At 38.2% G+C, this 15,596-nt stretch carries 15 protein-coding genes, 1 tRNA gene, 2 pseudogenes and 1 riboswitch; of the genes and pseudogenes, 3 read left to right on the top strand and 15 right to left on the bottom strand.

The features are described from left to right. Window positions 1–216 precede the first annotated feature (216 nt). A complete protein-coding gene (locus QYB95_RS02970; RefSeq protein ID WP_301136603.1) occupies window positions 217–1,611 on the top strand; it encodes a hypothetical protein in 1,395 nt (464 codons plus the stop codon). A gap of 52 nt (window positions 1,612–1,663) precedes the next feature. Here the strand turns inward: QYB95_RS02970 and QYB95_RS02965 are convergent. The 3 genes and pseudogenes from QYB95_RS02965 to QYB95_RS02955 form a co-directional block, all read right to left on the bottom strand. After that, window positions 1,664–2,005, bottom strand: a pseudogene (locus QYB95_RS02965) (DUF2812 domain-containing protein); the annotation flags it as partial. Between the two features lie 17 nt (window positions 2,006–2,022). Beyond that, window positions 2,023–2,199, bottom strand: a complete 177-nt coding sequence (locus QYB95_RS02960) for a DUF2812 domain-containing protein (protein ID WP_301136602.1) — start codon at window positions 2,197–2,199, stop codon at window positions 2,023–2,025. Continuing rightward, window positions 2,199–2,423, bottom strand: a pseudogene (locus QYB95_RS02955) (helix-turn-helix transcriptional regulator); the annotation flags it as partial. The gene QYB95_RS02960 and the pseudogene QYB95_RS02955, both read right to left, overlap by 1 nt. 216 nt (window positions 2,424–2,639) lie before the next feature. Here QYB95_RS02955 and QYB95_RS19245 point away from each other — a divergent pair. After that, a complete protein-coding gene (locus tag QYB95_RS19245; protein WP_345783702.1) occupies window positions 2,640–2,867 on the top strand; it encodes a hypothetical protein in 228 nt (75 codons plus the stop codon). Window positions 2,868–2,904: 37 nt separating this feature from the next. Here QYB95_RS19245 and QYB95_RS02945 read toward each other — a convergent pair whose 3' ends face one another. From QYB95_RS02945 to QYB95_RS02905, 9 genes are all read right to left on the bottom strand, one after another. Beyond that, entirely contained in the window at window positions 2,905–3,765 is an 861-nt protein-coding gene (locus QYB95_RS02945) for an MBL fold metallo-hydrolase (protein WP_301136601.1), read from the bottom strand. A 130-nt stretch (window positions 3,766–3,895) separates the two neighbouring features. After that, a complete protein-coding gene (gene metA, locus QYB95_RS02940; RefSeq protein ID WP_301136600.1) occupies window positions 3,896–4,834 on the bottom strand; it encodes a homoserine O-acetyltransferase MetA in 939 nt (312 codons plus the stop codon). 101 nt (window positions 4,835–4,935) lie between these two features. After that, window positions 4,936–5,045: riboswitch (SAM riboswitch) on the bottom strand. A gap of 84 nt (window positions 5,046–5,129) precedes the next feature. Next, window positions 5,130–5,909, bottom strand: coding sequence for a hypothetical protein (locus tag QYB95_RS02935; RefSeq protein ID WP_301136599.1), 780 nt, complete (start codon window positions 5,907–5,909; stop codon window positions 5,130–5,132). 15 nt (window positions 5,910–5,924) lie between these two features. After that, window positions 5,925–9,710 carry a DEAD/DEAH box helicase gene (locus tag QYB95_RS02930; protein ID WP_301136598.1) on the bottom strand — a complete coding sequence of 1,262 codons (3,786 nt, stop codon included), beginning with the start codon at window positions 9,708–9,710 and terminating at the stop codon, window positions 5,925–5,927. Between the two features lie 156 nt (window positions 9,711–9,866). Then, window positions 9,867–10,292 (bottom strand): acyl-CoA thioesterase, encoded by a 426-nt coding sequence (locus tag QYB95_RS02925; RefSeq protein ID WP_301136597.1) that lies wholly within the window; start codon window positions 10,290–10,292, stop codon window positions 9,867–9,869. Window positions 10,293–10,526: 234 nt separating this feature from the next. Then, window positions 10,527–11,225, bottom strand: a complete 699-nt coding sequence (locus QYB95_RS02920) for a DUF421 domain-containing protein (RefSeq protein ID WP_301136596.1) — start codon at window positions 11,223–11,225, stop codon at window positions 10,527–10,529. Window positions 11,226–11,456: 231 nt separating this feature from the next. Further along, window positions 11,457–11,531, bottom strand: a tRNA-Asn gene (locus tag QYB95_RS02915). A gap of 230 nt (window positions 11,532–11,761) precedes the next feature. Continuing rightward, entirely contained in the window at window positions 11,762–12,058 is a 297-nt protein-coding gene (locus tag QYB95_RS02910) for a spore coat protein (RefSeq protein ID WP_301136595.1), read from the bottom strand. 13 nt (window positions 12,059–12,071) lie between these two features. Beyond that, a complete protein-coding gene (locus QYB95_RS02905) occupies window positions 12,072–12,260 on the bottom strand; it encodes a hypothetical protein (protein WP_301136594.1) in 189 nt (62 codons plus the stop codon). Window positions 12,261–12,577: 317 nt separating this feature from the next. Between QYB95_RS02905 and QYB95_RS02900 the strand changes: the two genes are divergently transcribed. After that, window positions 12,578–12,952, top strand: coding sequence for a nucleotide excision repair endonuclease (locus QYB95_RS02900; protein WP_301136593.1), 375 nt, complete (start codon window positions 12,578–12,580; stop codon window positions 12,950–12,952). 53 nt (window positions 12,953–13,005) lie between these two features. Here the strand turns inward: QYB95_RS02900 and QYB95_RS02895 are convergent, their stop codons facing one another. From QYB95_RS02895 to QYB95_RS02885, 3 genes are all read right to left on the bottom strand, one after another. Then, the gene (locus QYB95_RS02895) at window positions 13,006–13,584 is read right to left on the bottom strand and encodes a hypothetical protein (RefSeq protein ID WP_301136591.1); all 579 of its coding nucleotides are present in this window, start codon (window positions 13,582–13,584) and stop codon (window positions 13,006–13,008) included. 113 nt (window positions 13,585–13,697) lie between these two features. Then, the gene (gene panF, locus QYB95_RS02890; RefSeq protein ID WP_301137046.1) at window positions 13,698–15,143 is read right to left on the bottom strand and encodes a sodium/pantothenate symporter; all 1,446 of its coding nucleotides are present in this window, start codon (window positions 15,141–15,143) and stop codon (window positions 13,698–13,700) included. After that, on the bottom strand, window positions 15,143–15,406 hold the full coding sequence (locus tag QYB95_RS02885; RefSeq protein WP_301137045.1) for a YhdT family protein: 264 nt from the start codon (window positions 15,404–15,406) through the stop codon (window positions 15,143–15,145). Before QYB95_RS02885 ends, panF begins: the two co-directional genes overlap by 1 nt. Window positions 15,407–15,596: the final 190 nt, after the last annotated feature.

Here is a 15,596-nt window from a genome sequence, read left to right as displayed (position 1 = left end):
AATTGGAGGGAACTCGTTGTTCAATTGTGCGCTTGTTAAAATTCCATCTTTTTTCCCCTACAGTAATTATTGGCGAAGGTGTTTCAGCAGAGAATAAAATTTATCGTGAAAGTTATTAAACTTCATAATCGTAAATTAATTTCCACTGCATTCCCCTTCTCACCATCTAGTCATAAGCCTCATATTCTATGGTTAAAGGAAATGAGGGGATAGCTTATGGGTGTTGATTTGTCGGCGTTGCATTGGATTTATGTCGCGTTTATTGTTTTGATTATTGGGTTTATGGTCAGACGTCGCGATACGTCTTTAATATGTATTATCGGGATTTTCGTTATTGCCATTGTGGCAACCGGGGACTTTACGGCTTCAATAAGTGGCGTTTTTGATAGCTTTATCTATGCCATAAAGGAACTGTTATCAACGATTCTCATTATCTCCATTATTGTTGCGATGAGTCGGGTGTTGATGAAAACGGGAATTAATGAAGTGATGATTTCCCCTTTTACAAAGATTATCAAAAATCCTACTCTTGCCTATTGGACAATTGGGATCTTAATGATGATCATCTCCTGGTTCTTCTGGCCATCTCCGGCGGTTGCCCTTCTTGGAGCGGTCCTTCTTCCTGTTGCCATTCGAGCGGGACTCCCAGCATTAGGAGTAGCCATGGCCATGAACTTGTTTGGTCACGGTATTGCTCTGTCCAGTGATTTTATCATCCAAGGTGCACCGAAGTTAACGGCTGATGCCGCAGGGCTTCCTGTATCTGATGTCATTTCGGCAAGTATTCCACTTGTGATTGTAATGGGTGTTGTGACAACGATTGTTGCCTTCCTCATGCTGAGAAGAGATATGAAACGCGGTAATATGGAGATGGTGGGAACCTTCGATCGTGAGAAGCAAGAAGAGACTGTAAATACTAGCTTATTAACTTTGGGTCAGCGTAGATTTTTTGCGTTGCTTATTCCAGTAGCTTTTATTCTTGATGTTGTGGGAATGTCCATCTTTAATCTTTCTGGTGGCGATGCGACAGCATTAGTAGGTGGAACAACTGTTTTCATTCTCATCTTGCTGGCTATCTTTGCCCATAAAAATGATGGCTTGGAAAAAACAACAAGCTATTTAATCGAAGGTTTTCAATTTGGGTTTAAAGTATTTGGTCCGGTTATACCGATTGCTGCCTTTTTCTATCTGGGGGATTCAGGATTTATTGCAGTACTCGGTGAATATTTACCAAACGGATCGCAAGGGATAGTGAATGACCTCGGTGTTGCTCTTGCCGCTATCGTGCCATTAACAGGTGAGATTGCTGCTATCACTTTAACAACTGTTGGTGCCATTACAGGTTTGGATGGTTCCGGTTTCTCGGGAATCACGTTAGCCGGGTCCATTGCGAACCTCTTTGGTACTGCAATTGGTGAAGGAACAGCTACTCTTACGGCTCTTGGCCAAATTGCCGCAATCTGGGTCGGTGGAGGTACACTTGTTCCTTGGGCATTGATTCCTGCTGCAGCGATTTGTAATGTCAGTCCATTTGAATTGGCACGCAGAAACTTGGTTCCTGTTGTCATTGGTCTACTCGTAACAACGATTGTTGCGACATTCTTACTGTAAACAAAGATGTGGGTTTTCTCATTTCGGAAAACCCACTTTAAATGGCGTATCATTAGAGTTGTTTCAGCGTTCTTAGTTTTCTTTTACGATAAAATAATGCTACTAACATCATTAGTGTTGGAGTTGCGAAAACAATTGATATACAAAAGGCAATGGTACTATATTGTTCAATTGGTCCTGTAAAGAGTTTCATCATGATGATACATAATAGGGTAAATGGAAAAATAAATTTGCCGATTATAAATACTGATTTTGAAAGTCGATCAAGTTTATCTACTGCCGACTCTGTATCACTGTAGATTGGTGTCGTACCTGGTTTAGCTTTGAAAATATGCACATCATAGCTAGAGGAAAGGTGTTCCCATCCAGCCAAAGCAAACAATTCCAAGTATTCCTCTTTCTCGCCGTCCTTTAGCGATAGTCAATACTGTACTGTAGATCTTCTTGCGTTGATTTTTCTAGACGATACCCTGCAAAGGCAAGATTTTTTAAATGCCATCCTTGTTTTGCTTTTAGCTTTAGCTTTTCTAAATCTCTTTTCTCACCAAAAGCCAATCCCCCGGACATCATATAATTTGTTCTTCTCATTACCCATTTTCCTCCTTTAGCCCTTTTTCAGCGAGTTCGAGCATGACTTTTCGCCGTTTAATATCCACTGTCAACACTTCCCTGCCCTTCTCCGTAAGCGCGTATACTTTCCTCTTGGAGTCTGAATCATCATGTAAAATAATCAGTTCTTCCTTTAGTAATTTTTTAATAATGGTATATAGAGAAGCTGGACCACTGACAAAATCGCCCTTGGTTGTTTGTTTCCTCGTATTTCATACTGGTTCGAGTTCCGGTGTACTTTCTTCAGTCAAAAAAGTAAATGAGCAGCAATTTGCAACCATGATTCAAGAATTTCAAGCGAAGCAAGACCAGGGGAAAAGATTAAAATTATCTTGCTTCCTAAAGACGGAAGATGTAACTAAATCAGGTGCATGGATGAGAGTTGACAGGCATCAGGCGATACACTGGCTTTTGATAATATGGATAATCGTTCGATATCCGGATCAACGGAATGGAACCAGTATACAATTGTGCTGGATGTGCCGGAGGAAAGTACATCGATTTATTTTGGAGTCCTATTGATAGGAAAAGGAAAAGTTTGGGCGGATAACTTCCAGCTGGTTGTTGTTGATAAAAAGACCCCGACTACTAATAATCTACACCAAGAAATATTGCCTGAAGAGCCTATCAATTTAACATTTGAATAAGAAAAGGATGCTCGTCGCATCCTTTTTTTAAGGGAATCTAGTGTTCCAACCCATCCACATACCGGCCGTACTTTGGTATTGCAATCTTGTCAAAATCATTTACTAACAAATCTAGTTTGTCCGTTAATTCTTTACCTTGCAATGGGAAACCATGACCTGTAACTGCAACGGTTGGTTTTAAGTCTCTAAGTTTTTTCACAGAGTGCCAAGCTTCCTTCCAATCTGTTGTCAAATAGCGCGGAGGCCCACTAATTTCTTGCTCCTGTACGAGCACTTTAAAAAGCGATTCCTGCTTGACCGTTACAAATGCGTCACCTGCCACCAAAGCCCCATCTGCTTCTCTGAAGAAGGAGACGTGTCCAGGAGAATGCCCTGGTGTATGCACCCATTTCCAGTCCATTAATAAGGGTACCGAACCATCACTAGGCAACGTCTTTACATGCTCTCCTAGATTTATCGGTTCTTTGGGAAAGAAAGGAGACATTCTTGCAACCAATCCACCTTCAACAGTCGGGTCTGGATCGGGATAGCTTTTTACCCCTGTCAGGTATGGGATTTCTAATTCATGGGCATAAACCGGTACATCCCAATGCTCGACTAACTCAATGATTGCCCCTACATGATCAAAATGCCCGTGGGTTAATACAATGCCATTTGGACGTGCGTTTGAACCAAAGCGCTTTTCTGCTTCCTTAATAATCGTATTTACGGACTTAGGCATCCCCGCATCGACTAATGTCCACCCTGTCGAATTGTTCGGATCCCCAATCATGCACAAATTGACTACTTGAATTGTAAAAGAGTAAATATCAGGCATTACCTCCTGACCTGTACCACTTCCAATTGATGTCATCGGAATATACTTATAATCCTCGCCATAATTCATTTGTTCTGTCATTTTCTAAAACCTCCTTTCTCTAGTATTTATCCTATAAATGCGGTACCTATTCATCTTTTAAAAATAAAAACCCACAAAAAAATTGTGGGTTTGTTTGATAGAATTATGGATTATAAAATAACAAGCAAGTTTAAATATGGAACTCAATCGTATCATCCACATAGTGCCAATCGAATGGTGTTTCTTGGTAAACATAATAGTTGAGCCAATTATAGAACAGCAGATAGGAATGAGCACGCCAAGTATTTTTCGGTGTGTTCGTTGGGTCGTTTTCAGGGAAGTAGTTCACAGGCAAGTCAACCGGGTCCCCTTTTTCTACATCTCGCGCATATTCATCAGCCAAAGTGGTTGCATCATATTCCAAGTGCCCAGTAATCATGATGTGTTTTGAGTCTTTTGATTGGACAATAAATGGTCCGGCTTCTTCTGAATAGCTAAGTAAATCTAGTTCCGGATGGTTTCGTACATCCTCTAACGAAACAGAAGTATAGCGTGAGTGTGGTGCAACATATTCATCACTAAATCCACGCACTAAGTCAACCGTTAAATCCGTGATCACATGGGAATAAATGCCCGAACATTTTTTAGGGAGTTCGAATTTACCGATATTGAAATGTTTATATAGGGCAGCCTGTGCTCCCCAGCATATATACATACATGAAGTAACATTTTCTTTCGCCCAGTCCATGATTTCCGAGATTTCTTCCCAATAAATAACGTCTTCAAACTCCATACGTTCAATTGGAGCTCCGGTAATAATCATGCCATCGAACCTGCGATGTTTAATTTCATGGAAAGTCTTATAAAATGTCTCCAAATGTGATTTTGAAACATTTTTTGATGCATATGTAGCCGTGTTTAAGAAGGTCACATTTGTTTGTAATGGTGTATTACCTAGTAACCGCAGTAATTGCAGCTCTGTTTTTTCTTTTTCGGGCATTAAATTACACACTAAAATATTTAAAGGTCGAATTTGTTGTGTGCTTGCACGGTCTTCCTCCATAACGAAGATTTTCTCTTGTCGCAATATTTCGCCAGCAGGTAAATTTTTTGGTATATTTATCGGCATTCTTGTTCCCCCATTTCTCTACATGCCAAATTCATTCTATTTACACAATAAAAAACCTCCCATTCCAGCTTGAGAATGAGAGGGTATGTGTTATACGCGCACTCTTATCTCCCAAGACACTAGTGTCTTGCTGGAATTAGCACCTTTCTAACGATGTTAGAGGTTGCTGAAGCTTCATCGGGCCATTTCCCTCTGCTTCTCTTGATAAGATAGATGAAATTAAACTAATGGTAACATGGATCATAAACTTTTGCAATATTCGAGTTTTCTAAAAATCACATTTGTACTTTTCGTTCTATTGAGGTTCTTTTGCTAACTTGTCTCTCCATGTTGTTTTTTCATTATCTGAAATGAGCTGCTGTAATTGCTCATCCCATTGGTTTGTTAAAGTATTCCATACGCGTATTGAAAATAAATCTTTTTCTTCGTCATAAAGTAAAAATTCGATACATGGTACATCATTAACTTGGATATCCTCAACAGAGTCGATGGATGTGATATGAAGTTTTCCCTGTTCTCCTTCAGCTTTTTCGCTATCATTTTTATTAGATTGAATTTCCGAAATCACGACGCTATCTTCAAAAGAAAGATTAATATCTTTTACTTGATAACGGAAGATTTCTTCGGGAAAATCTTCGAAATCAAGAACCTCTTCTATGTCTCCATATAGAAAGTTTGTATGAGTCGGACTATATAAAAGCTCTGTTGAAGTTTCATCCTGCTCCTCTTCAAAGACCCCCGTTGCAAATTGTTTTTGCCCTTTTTCCGTTAATCGAAAGTATGAATCTAATTTTTCAATCAGACCCGTCTTTTGCATTTTCGATAATAAATCTTCCACAAAAAGTTGTTCAACAAGGAGAATTTCGCTGATTTGCTCGGCACTTTCAAACTTTGTGTCTTTCAATGAAAGAAAGAGCATTTTCATTAAAATATCCATTTTTGTTCGAATGACAGGCTTATAAGTGACATTCAATGAATGAACAGGAACACACCAAGTATCAGATTGTAGTATAGTAGCTCTTGATTTTTTTGTTAGTTCTTCTTCAAGCGACTGCTGTAAGGAATGTAGTTCCATTGCTCCTCCTTCAATTTAGGATATTATACTTTCAATTGTATTTCGGTATCCATTTTGTGATTTTACTGTATTTAATAAAGTTTTATACATTTTACGCGTTTCTTCTTTTTTCGGACGGTTTACAAACATTTCGGTACTTCCGATTAAAACAAGTAATTCCCGGGCACGGGATAAGGCAACATTCAAACGGCGGTAATCTTTGGCAAACCCGATATCACCGTGCCTATTATCATTATTACGAACCATACTCACTAAAATGACATCCATCTCCATGCCCTGGAATTTATCGACAGAACCAGTTCGGATGTGTAGATGAGGGAGTTTCAATTCCTGCTCAATGAGACGATTGATTCGTTTTACCTGCGCTGCATAGAAACTGATTACCCCAATCGATTTCAGTTCCTCTTTCGGGATTAAACCTTCTGCTTTTGCCTTCGCAGTGGCTTCGTTCAAGTCGGTCAACATTTTGCGAATGACTTGGATTTCAGACTCATTCAGCAAACTTGAGCCTTCCTTCATGCGTTCTTCAAAGAATTCCTGTTTGTTCGGGATATCAACCCATAAAAGATGCTCGTTTCGTTTAAAGAACGGACTTTCCAATTTATGATCCCGGAGAGCGTCCGAATCTGGGAGACCGCATTGCAAAGAATCGTTCCCATATTCATAAAATGGTGAAATTGTCTTCATAATATTTTCATGCATACGATATTGAATTGCCAGCATCTTCTTGTTTGATGTGGGCAGGTTCTTGTATAAACGTTCGAAAAGAGATTCTTCAAGAAGTTTTTCTAATTCGCGTTTTTCCTCAAAAGTATCACTTTCCTTAATGACCGTTTCCAGCGTCTCTTCAAAAGTATCATCACCGATTAATGGAGGAAGCTGATGATGGTCTCCAACAAGCACAACCTTTTTCCCCTTTAACATTGGAAGCAACAGTTCAGGAGGCGTTGCTTTAGATACCTCATCGATAATCACAACATCGAAGATTGGATAGTTTTCCATAAACTCCTTGTTCGCTGAAGCTACACAAGTTGTTCCGATTACATTTGCATGTTTTACATAGAGTTTTCGAATTTCGTCCAAGTCATGCTCTGTCGCCTGTTCAAGCAGAGCCTTCCATTGAAGCTGCATACTTTGTGCGACTGGAAGCATGTCGATTTTTTTGTGTAGTTTTTCGATTCCTTGCTCTTCGTTATTAATTTTTTCCTTCGTTTTTTCAAGTTCAAGTTCAGGATTCTGCTTGGTGATTTGTTCGAGTTGCTCACTTTGCTTTTCAAGCTGAATGCCTTGTGAGTTAAGTTCCTTCAATTGAGCAATCATCTCTTTTAGAACAGCCTCACCGTTTGTTATTTGTTTCTCCACACTTTCAAATTCTTCTTGTTTCTTTGAAAGTTGATTTTTTAGTCCATCAATTTTTTCTTTATTTTGCTCCAGCTCTATAATTTCTTTTTCCAGTACATCTCTAACAGTCTGAATTTCAGCAATTGATGGTATGGACTCCACTTCCTGTATAGTAAAGTCAAAGGATTGTAGCTGAGTTTTATAGTAAGCTTGTTTTGTTTTGAGATCTTCTTCCTTTGTTTTAAATGAAAGAATGGAGCTTTGATCAATCCCGCCCTGCTGCATCATTTGATCGATAATATCTTCTTTAATTTTCCTGAAGATCAATAAAGATTCTTCAATCAATGCCCGATATCGCTGAGCTAATTGACCCAAAACGAGCTTTCTTTTATAAAGGCCTTCTATGGAACGAACTCCATTGTCTTTATTGATTGTCTTATTAGCGAAGGCACGGCTAAGCTTTGTTAAAAATTCGTCAATTTCTTGAAGGGAATAATGGTCATTGTTCGTCAATTGCGGCATTCGCACCTGGATACCAAGATTCTTTTGACTATATTCCATAGCTTTTTCTAAACGACTTGAAATTTCATTGAGTGATTTGAACCCTACCAATTTTTCTGCAATTTGTTCCATATCGGAGAAAAGTCGATTCAAGACGTATCCTCTGCGGATTCCATTCTTTTCTATAAACGACTCTACATCATGAACTTTTTTCAGGGCATGCACTTCCTGCATAGTGGAGTCCAGCATACTGCTGCGGTCTGCGAATGCTTTGCTTTGTTTTTGGACCTCATCTAACTGAAATTCGATTTTTCCAAGCTCGGATTTCACATGATTGTATTCAAGCATTTGCTGGCTTTTTATAATATTGTTTTTTGCTTTTTGGATTTCTTCATCGATTTCAGCAGCTGAACCGATTGTTTCTAAGCTTTGCTTTATTTCATTTATCCGTGTCGAGATTTTATTGCGTGATTCTACTAGTTTTTCTAATGTTTCTTCGGTTTTTTCACGTTCTTTTTTAAGGGGGACTATTTGCTTTTTGAGTTGAGAGATTTCTTCAGAAATAACCCTTAGTTTTTCCTTTGCAGTTACCTTTATCTCGATTTCCTTCAGCAATCTAGTTTCTTTCGCTTTTAGGTCGGCTATTCTAGTTTCGCAGTTTGATATTTCTTCTTTTAACTGCAGTTCCTTTGTCTTGTGGCCTTCAATTTCTTTCGTGATGGCTTCATAGGTTTGTTCCTTCCAATACTCAGATACATTTTCTTCAATGAATTTTTTACCTTCTTCTTCAATGCTCTCGGTACGTCCATAACGAAGGATTCGAATATCTTTGTTTGATAAAAGCCGGCCTAATGCATTGTCTACCGCCAGGTTCGATTGTGAAGCAATTAAAGTTTTAAGGCCTGCTTTTGCGTTCTGGTAGCAAATTTCTGAAATAACGGTTGTCTTTCCTGTACCTGGTGGGCCCTGGATTACATATAAGTCCTCAGCGGCTATCGCACCGGCAACTGCAGCCCTTTGGTATTCATTTAAATTATTATGAAAGTCCAATTCTATCTCATTTTTTCGTTCACTGATTTTCGGTGTATCTTCAAATAGAATATTTTCAAGATTCGGGTTCGCAGCCAGGCCTTCCTTTAAACGTTCAAAGCCTTTTAAAAGTCGATTTAACTGTGATTTAGTTGAAGCATTACTAAAGGTAATGTATTCAGAGGTAAAATCAAACTCATTGGTACGTGCAAGCTTCGCCACTCTTGGATTTAGTTCGATTTGAATAGTTCTTTCGTGTTTGTTCGCTTTAACAACTTCCCCAATTTCCCGGGGGTGTCCTTTTACATAAGCACTTAAACCCTTTAACTGCTTCCATTCCTTATCTTCAATTCCGTTACAGCGAATGGAGACCTTCGAATAGTCGGAGCTATATTGTATCGAATGGAAAGTTGCGTCAATATCATCAATGGAGGCATTCTTATATTGGACCTTCAAATATCCTTCCCAGCTCGAGATACGTTTATTGACAAAGTCAAATCGTTCCTGTGCAATTGGTAGTTGAGCCAAGGTAGAGATAAATTCTTTCGGATATGTATGACCATTGATGCGTGAGGGAACTAATCGAATTCGCATTCTTTGTCTACGATTTGTGGCAACAGGTGTATTTTTGCCTCTTGTTCTGAAGCTTTTTGCGACCAAGCCATTTTTCAAGTCGAATGCACAATCCATGATCACTACGCGATCGCCAAACTTCTTTTTCAATTTTTCATTGCGCTGATTATCAAAGTAGATGGTTAAAGATAGTGAAGTTTCCTCGACTGATTGCTTCTCAATATAAACTTCAAATGGATTTTGTAGCTTGAAGAAGGAGTGCTCATCCTGAAAGTGTTGTTTAATGGCCTCTCGAGCGGTATTCGTTAAGACGATAAAGCATTTAACAGTCTCGATTGCTTCCATAATTTGCACCATGACAACACCCCTTTCATTTCGTTTCAAATTTTTCTCATAAACTTTATTATATCAAGATTCTTTTTTACTTGGTAGCTTGACAAAAATAGTTTGAAAGTTGTTAATACGAAACAAATTTAAAAAGACCAGCGAAATGGCTAGTCTTTAAAAAAATGCTTAATTTTTTGAATGAGCTATTTCTAGATATTTCTTATCCCAATGCGGGTCTACTTTACTGAGTGGATAAGGGCGGAAGCTATCCTTCTTAACTAATGTATGTAATGAAGTCGCTGTCGCTGCGAGCGAACCGTCTTCGTGTAAAATTTCATAGCCATAAACCGTTTTTAACTTTGAATGGGATTCTACCCAAGTTCTCACCGTAGCAGTTTGACCATAACGCATAGCCTTTTTATATTGAATCGATAAATCCAACACGGGTGAGATATACCCTTGTTCCTCAAGCCCTGCGTAATTAAATCCAACATCTTTCACTAATTGGGTGCGTCCAATTTCCATCCATACAAGGTAGTTTGCATGATAAACCACACCCATCTGATCTGTTTCTGCATAACGTATTTCGATTTGTTTTTCACTAACAAACATTTTGATCACCTCATCCTTATTATAGCTTAACAAATGTTCATTAGTAGGGATTTTAACTCGACATTTATGAGGTAAGTATTATGAAGGTAGAATTCATACCAAAGTTACCTATTCCAAAGTTTGTAAATTCTACGGTGTTGTGGTTGCTAAAAGAACTTTGGGACATGGTCGAGTACGTATATGATATGGTATTAAACTAATCACTTTAACCAAATACGTTACTGGTAATTTCTCTCAATTCTTCATCTGATCATCTTTGCTATCGATGTAGAGACTGCCATCAGGTTGAACTTCGGCAAAAAATACTTCTTCAATGGAGTTGATGCCAACATTTTTTAGCTGTTGCTCTAACCATGTTTTATCTAGCTGCAGGCGTGAAAGATTATTCGTATTTACCACACCATCTGAAATCACTTCCGTTGCTGCAGGGTAAACCTTGTATTGATTTTGCATTCTTAAATCACCTCTGGTTACGGGTAGTTTGTTTTCTTTCTTCATGACAGATAACTTCCCGCTCGTTTCAAAGACTGCGTAATCAACATCATTTAGAGAAAATACATCCTTCTCTCTTAACATGGAATTCAATGAATCCATATCAAGTTGTGTTTTCCTTAATGCTTGTTCCATAATCTTGCCATCCTTAATCACAATAATGGGCTCACCTGTCGTGTATTTCCTTAAATTCTTGGATTTTATATCGACAAACGCCATTATTAAGGTGAAAGCTGCCCACCCTACCAAGGCTATTATTCCGTTCCGTATACTCAGACTTTCACTAACCGCCAAACTTGCTGTAATGGACCCAATCGCAATGGCAGAAACAAAATTAAAAAAAGTCATTTGGCTTATTTCTTTTCTACCCATGATTCTAGTTAGTAAAAATAACACGAAAAATGCAATGAACAATCTTAATATAAGCTCTGAAACCGCCATAAACCTTCATCCACCTCTCAAGATTTCTTCAATAAAAGATATTTTCGCAATATTTATATGTTATCCATAAAGCTTGCCGTTATTCGATATTTAATAACCGTTTAATCCTGCCAAGTTAACAATGGCCAGGTCAAGTTCAATTTAAACAAAAAAAGCATTATCCGTTTGGATAACACTATGTGCCCGATACCTTATGCTTTTTAAAAGTCACTTAAAGCCAAAATATTAGGATGGCTCCGAAGGTAGGACTCGAACCTACGACCAATCGGTTAACAGCCGATTGCTCTACCACTGAGCTACTTCGGAAGAATAATATGGAATTTCCAATTGGCTTGGACTATAAAAAATACTTCTATCGCGTTACCTAAGATATCCTTTCCAACAATACTTCCTTTTAAACATAATCATTCGATTTAAATGTTAGAATGGTAATTTTTAATCCCTACATTTGTTAGGTTGAGAATGAAAACTAAGAGAACTCCTGCCTCTTAGTTTTCACAAATTCACACAAAATCCGTTTTAGTGTAAACGGAAAATTATTGCTGCGGCAAGTTTAGGGCAGTTCCGGCAGCTTTTAAATCAACATCCAATTGTTGAAATACATCACCAGGGTAGTAGTACCCTTTCGAGATCATATAATCCGTAATTCTCCCGTGTGTCTCTATTGCTGTATTCAACTGATTTTTAAGTGTATCTCTTACCTCTGGTGTTGCCGTTTCCGTAAGAGCAAGTGCGTAGTTTTTAATTCCTGATTTTGCTGCAATAAGTAAATCTGTTGCAATTACTTGATCAGTTATTGCGCCCATTCCACCCATGTTTGGATTGTTTGTCATGTGTTTTGCCCTCCTATTGTAGATAGCCTTGTAGTGCTTGAATGCTTTCTCTATCGATTTGCGATGTTTCAGTAAGCAATTGCTTTAATTCTTCATCCTGTGCAAGTGGGGCCATGGCTGTTGATTTAGTTAAACATAGGGTCTTGAAAGTTAATAGCTCATGGATTTCTAGTCTTTCATGTACACCCAATTTTTCCTTCATAATTACCTCCTGAGATAATTGAATTTTTAACCTCTCCTATAGTAACCAAAATCAATAAAAAATAACCTAATGAAATTAAAAGTAAGTTGATTTATAGAAGTGTGATTTATTGGTTGTTATATATAATAAAAATAAGAGCATTAGTGAAAATGCTCTTCTTAAACAAATTTCGTCTATTGCATTTATAACTGCTCCGTCTGCTGTTCATAATAGAAAGAAAGCACAAACGAAAAAATGGAATTGTTGTTTCCTTTATAGCAATTCATTGGCATTTATGGTAGCATGAAACTCTATTCATATGAAGGACGTGAACTATTTTGATTAAAATTGAATTGCCAAAACCAGATGTTGTCATCTATCAACGCGAACAAGTACTAAAAGATGGTGAAGTGCCGATTACTCCTTTCCACGGGTTTATCGATTTCCACAAAATCACTCGTGAAAATGGTGGATTTTTCCTTTTCTATAACAAAGCAAACGAAGTTCTCTTTGTAGGAAAAGCCCGTAAGATTCGTCAACGCATCAAAAAACATTTTGAAGATAATGTTTCTCCAATGAAGAAATACCGGGACGAAATTTATAAAATCGAAGTGTATGAAGTGGAAGATCCAATGGAGCGGGAAATTTATGAAACATATGCAATCAATAAACTCCGCGCGAAATACAACATCGAAAAAGTATTTTTTGAATAATTAAAAGCTGATTGGAAGAAGGTACCCTTCCCCAATCAGCTTTTTGTTTTTTATTATAGATCTAGTAGTTGGGCAACCTGTTTAAAATCCCCTAAAATAAAATCCTTGTTTCTCATGACATCATTAAACCATGGATCAATGGGTTTCTTTAACGGTTCTTCCGGCTCTTCACCATGGTGATAAGCAAATACAAGATAATCAATCATCTTCGTACGTTGTTCATAAAATTTGGTACGTTGATGGAAGTCTTTATTCACTTCAATATTAAATAATTCGCCCAGACGTATAATACCCGCGTTTACATGTTGTTCCGCATAGAGAGAAGAACCGACAATTGCTAGCTTTTGCTTAAATGTTAATGGCATCTGCTTAAAGTAGGTCTTCATCAATTCTTCAGTCTGCTGAGCTATTAATTGCAGCTGGATCTTTTGTGCTGCTGTCAGGCTTCTTGTTTCCTCGAAAACGGGTATGATGGTAAAGGCTTCATCGAAAAGCGCTTTCGTCTTATCATAACGCTCTTGATCATATGACTCTCCAATACGTCGATAAATTGTTTCAGCCACGAACAATCTTTGTAAATATCCTGTTAGTAATATCATTCCATTATATTGTGCTTTGATGTCATTTGCCATTTTGAAACGACCCCTTTCTGTTTTTTTGTGGATCATCTCAATTAAGAAATTCCCATCTATATTACTTAAGACCTTACCATATTAAACCAAAAAACTAAATATTTTATTAATATTTAAAAATCAGCTGAATCTATAGTTGATTTGCTCTGAGTAGCTATACTGGCGACAACAAAAGTTATCAATGATGCCAAGATTGGGATCGTTACTGAATGCATTCCAAAAATATTCGGTGACAATTGATAAATGGCGATATATAAGACCAGCCCAACAATCATCGAAGAAATGGCCCCATATTTATTGGCCTTTTTCCAATAAAGTCCAAAGACAACTGCCCATAAGAAAGCTGATTCCAAACCACCAAAAGCAAATAGATTAAGCATGATCAACAGTTCTGGAGGATTCAGGGAAAAAAGCACGACAGCCAGTCCAATAATGGTTGTCACCCAGAAGCTTCTTGCTTTGATTTGTGAGTCCGTCGCCTTCGGATTAATGAAATTAAGGTATACATCCTTTACGACAGTTGAACTCACAAGCATCAGTAGTGCATTAACGGTCGACATAATCGCCGCCATTGGAGCTGCAAGCACAATTCCGGCTAGAACCGGCGGCAATACTTCCAGAGTTAATGTCGGCATTACTTTATCTGCTATTTCAATACCTGGCGTTACAGGACGTGCCAAGACACCAATTAAATGCATCCCGAACATGATGGTGCCTATGCCAATCGTTCCAATAATAATTGCACGGTGCAAGCTTTTTGAATCCTTGTAGCTCATCGCACGTACAGCGATTTGAGGTAATCCAATAACCCCCAAGCCAATTAAAATCCAGAAAGTGGATACATATAAAGGTGTAAGCGAGCCATCTGAACCGAATGGCGATAGCATCTGAGGGTTTTCATTTAAAAGAGAACCCATAATATGATCTATGCCCCCACCTGCCATAATTGTTCCCACTAATAGTATAACTGTACCTATAATCATGATGGTTCCTTGCAAAGCATCCGTTAATGCTACTGCCCGGAAACCACCAATAATCACATAAACCAGTACTGTTACAGCAAAAATAAGCAAGGCCACCGTGTAATTTAGTCCTGTCAATGACTCAATTAGACGAGCTCCCCCAACCCATTGCGCTGTCATGGAAGCAAATAGGAAAACGATAATACTTAACGCCGAAATTAATACGACAATATTACTGTTATAGCGTTTTTTCAGGAAATCGATTAAAGTAATGGCTTCATAGCGTCGGGAGATAATAGCAAATTTCTTACCCAAAATCATCAGGACAAAATAACCGGCAGGTAACTGCGCCATGGCGAGCAATACCCAACCGAGCCCTAAATTATAGGATACTCCCGGTCCCCCTATAAAACTTGATGCACTACCATAAGTAGCCATCATTGTCATCGCAAGAAGGAAACCGCCCATTTCCCGGCCGCCTAAAAAATACTCCTGCAAGAAAGAATCTGAATTTCTCACTTGTTTATTTGCCCAAAAACCAATTGCAAAAATGATAATCAGGAAGATAAAAAGTGGAAGGATCACTTGCCAATGAATCATACTTCCTCCTCCTTATCATCGAACGGGACATCCTTGAAGAAGACTTTGATTGCTATCCAAATAAGGATGATCATAAAAATAGTCCCTGCTATACAGCTATAGAAGAACCAAGCCGGGAATCCAAAAATCATGTCATATTGGGTTGGATCTCCTGAGCCGAGTCCATATGCAAAACCGAACCAAATGGCAAAATTTATGATAACCAGGACAACGCCTATCAGCGCTTCTCTATTTGCAATTTTAAAACGTGCATCTTTCAACTTCATTTCATTCCTTTCATCATTACACGATGCCTAGATTTATTTTCCTTTACTATCATACTTTCTCATCTAGCAAAATGGAAGATTTACTAGTAATTCCCCCAAAATCTTATTGCATAGAAACTAGCCTTGAATCCCAAAATATATCTAGGAACTCACGTGGAGTAGCAAATATTTTTTTATTATTTCA

It is taken from the genome of Ureibacillus aquaedulcis (assembly GCF_030418165.1).
GTDB lineage: Bacteria > Bacillota > Bacilli > Bacillales_A > Planococcaceae > Ureibacillus > Ureibacillus aquaedulcis.
The sequence above is the reverse complement of the archived record's forward strand: the minus strand, read 5'-3'. Positions and strand labels throughout refer to the sequence as shown.

Excerpts from the sequence above, each read along its gene's own strand:
- QYB95_RS02960 (WP_301136602.1), bottom strand. The coding sequence starts at position 2,199 with ATGAGAAGAACAAATTATATGATGTCCGGGGGATTGGCTTTTGGTGAG.
- QYB95_RS02970 (WP_301136603.1), top strand. The coding sequence starts at position 217 with ATGGGTGTTGATTTGTCGGCGTTGCATTGGATTTATGTCGCGTTTATT.
- QYB95_RS02895 (WP_301136591.1), bottom strand. The coding sequence starts at position 13,584 with ATGGCAAATGACATCAAAGCACAATATAATGGAATGATATTACTAACA.
- QYB95_RS19245 (WP_345783702.1), top strand. The coding sequence starts at position 2,640 with ATGGATAATCGTTCGATATCCGGATCAACGGAATGGAACCAGTATACA.
- QYB95_RS02920 (WP_301136596.1), bottom strand. The coding sequence starts at position 11,225 with ATGGCGGTTTCAGAGCTTATATTAAGATTGTTCATTGCATTTTTCGTG.
- QYB95_RS02905 (WP_301136594.1), bottom strand. The coding sequence starts at position 12,260 with ATGAAGGAAAAATTGGGTGTACATGAAAGACTAGAAATCCATGAGCTA.
- QYB95_RS02935 (WP_301136599.1), bottom strand. The coding sequence starts at position 5,909 with ATGGAACTACATTCCTTACAGCAGTCGCTTGAAGAAGAACTAACAAAA.
- QYB95_RS02910 (WP_301136595.1), bottom strand. The coding sequence starts at position 12,058 with ATGACAAACAATCCAAACATGGGTGGAATGGGCGCAATAACTGATCAA.
- QYB95_RS02930 (WP_301136598.1), bottom strand. The coding sequence starts at position 9,710 with ATGGTGCAAATTATGGAAGCAATCGAGACTGTTAAATGCTTTATCGTC.
- QYB95_RS02925 (WP_301136597.1), bottom strand. The coding sequence starts at position 10,292 with ATGTTTGTTAGTGAAAAACAAATCGAAATACGTTATGCAGAAACAGAT.
- QYB95_RS02945 (WP_301136601.1), bottom strand. The coding sequence starts at position 3,765 with ATGACAGAACAAATGAATTATGGCGAGGATTATAAGTATATTCCGATG.
- metA (WP_301136600.1), bottom strand. The coding sequence starts at position 4,834 with ATGCCGATAAATATACCAAAAAATTTACCTGCTGGCGAAATATTGCGA.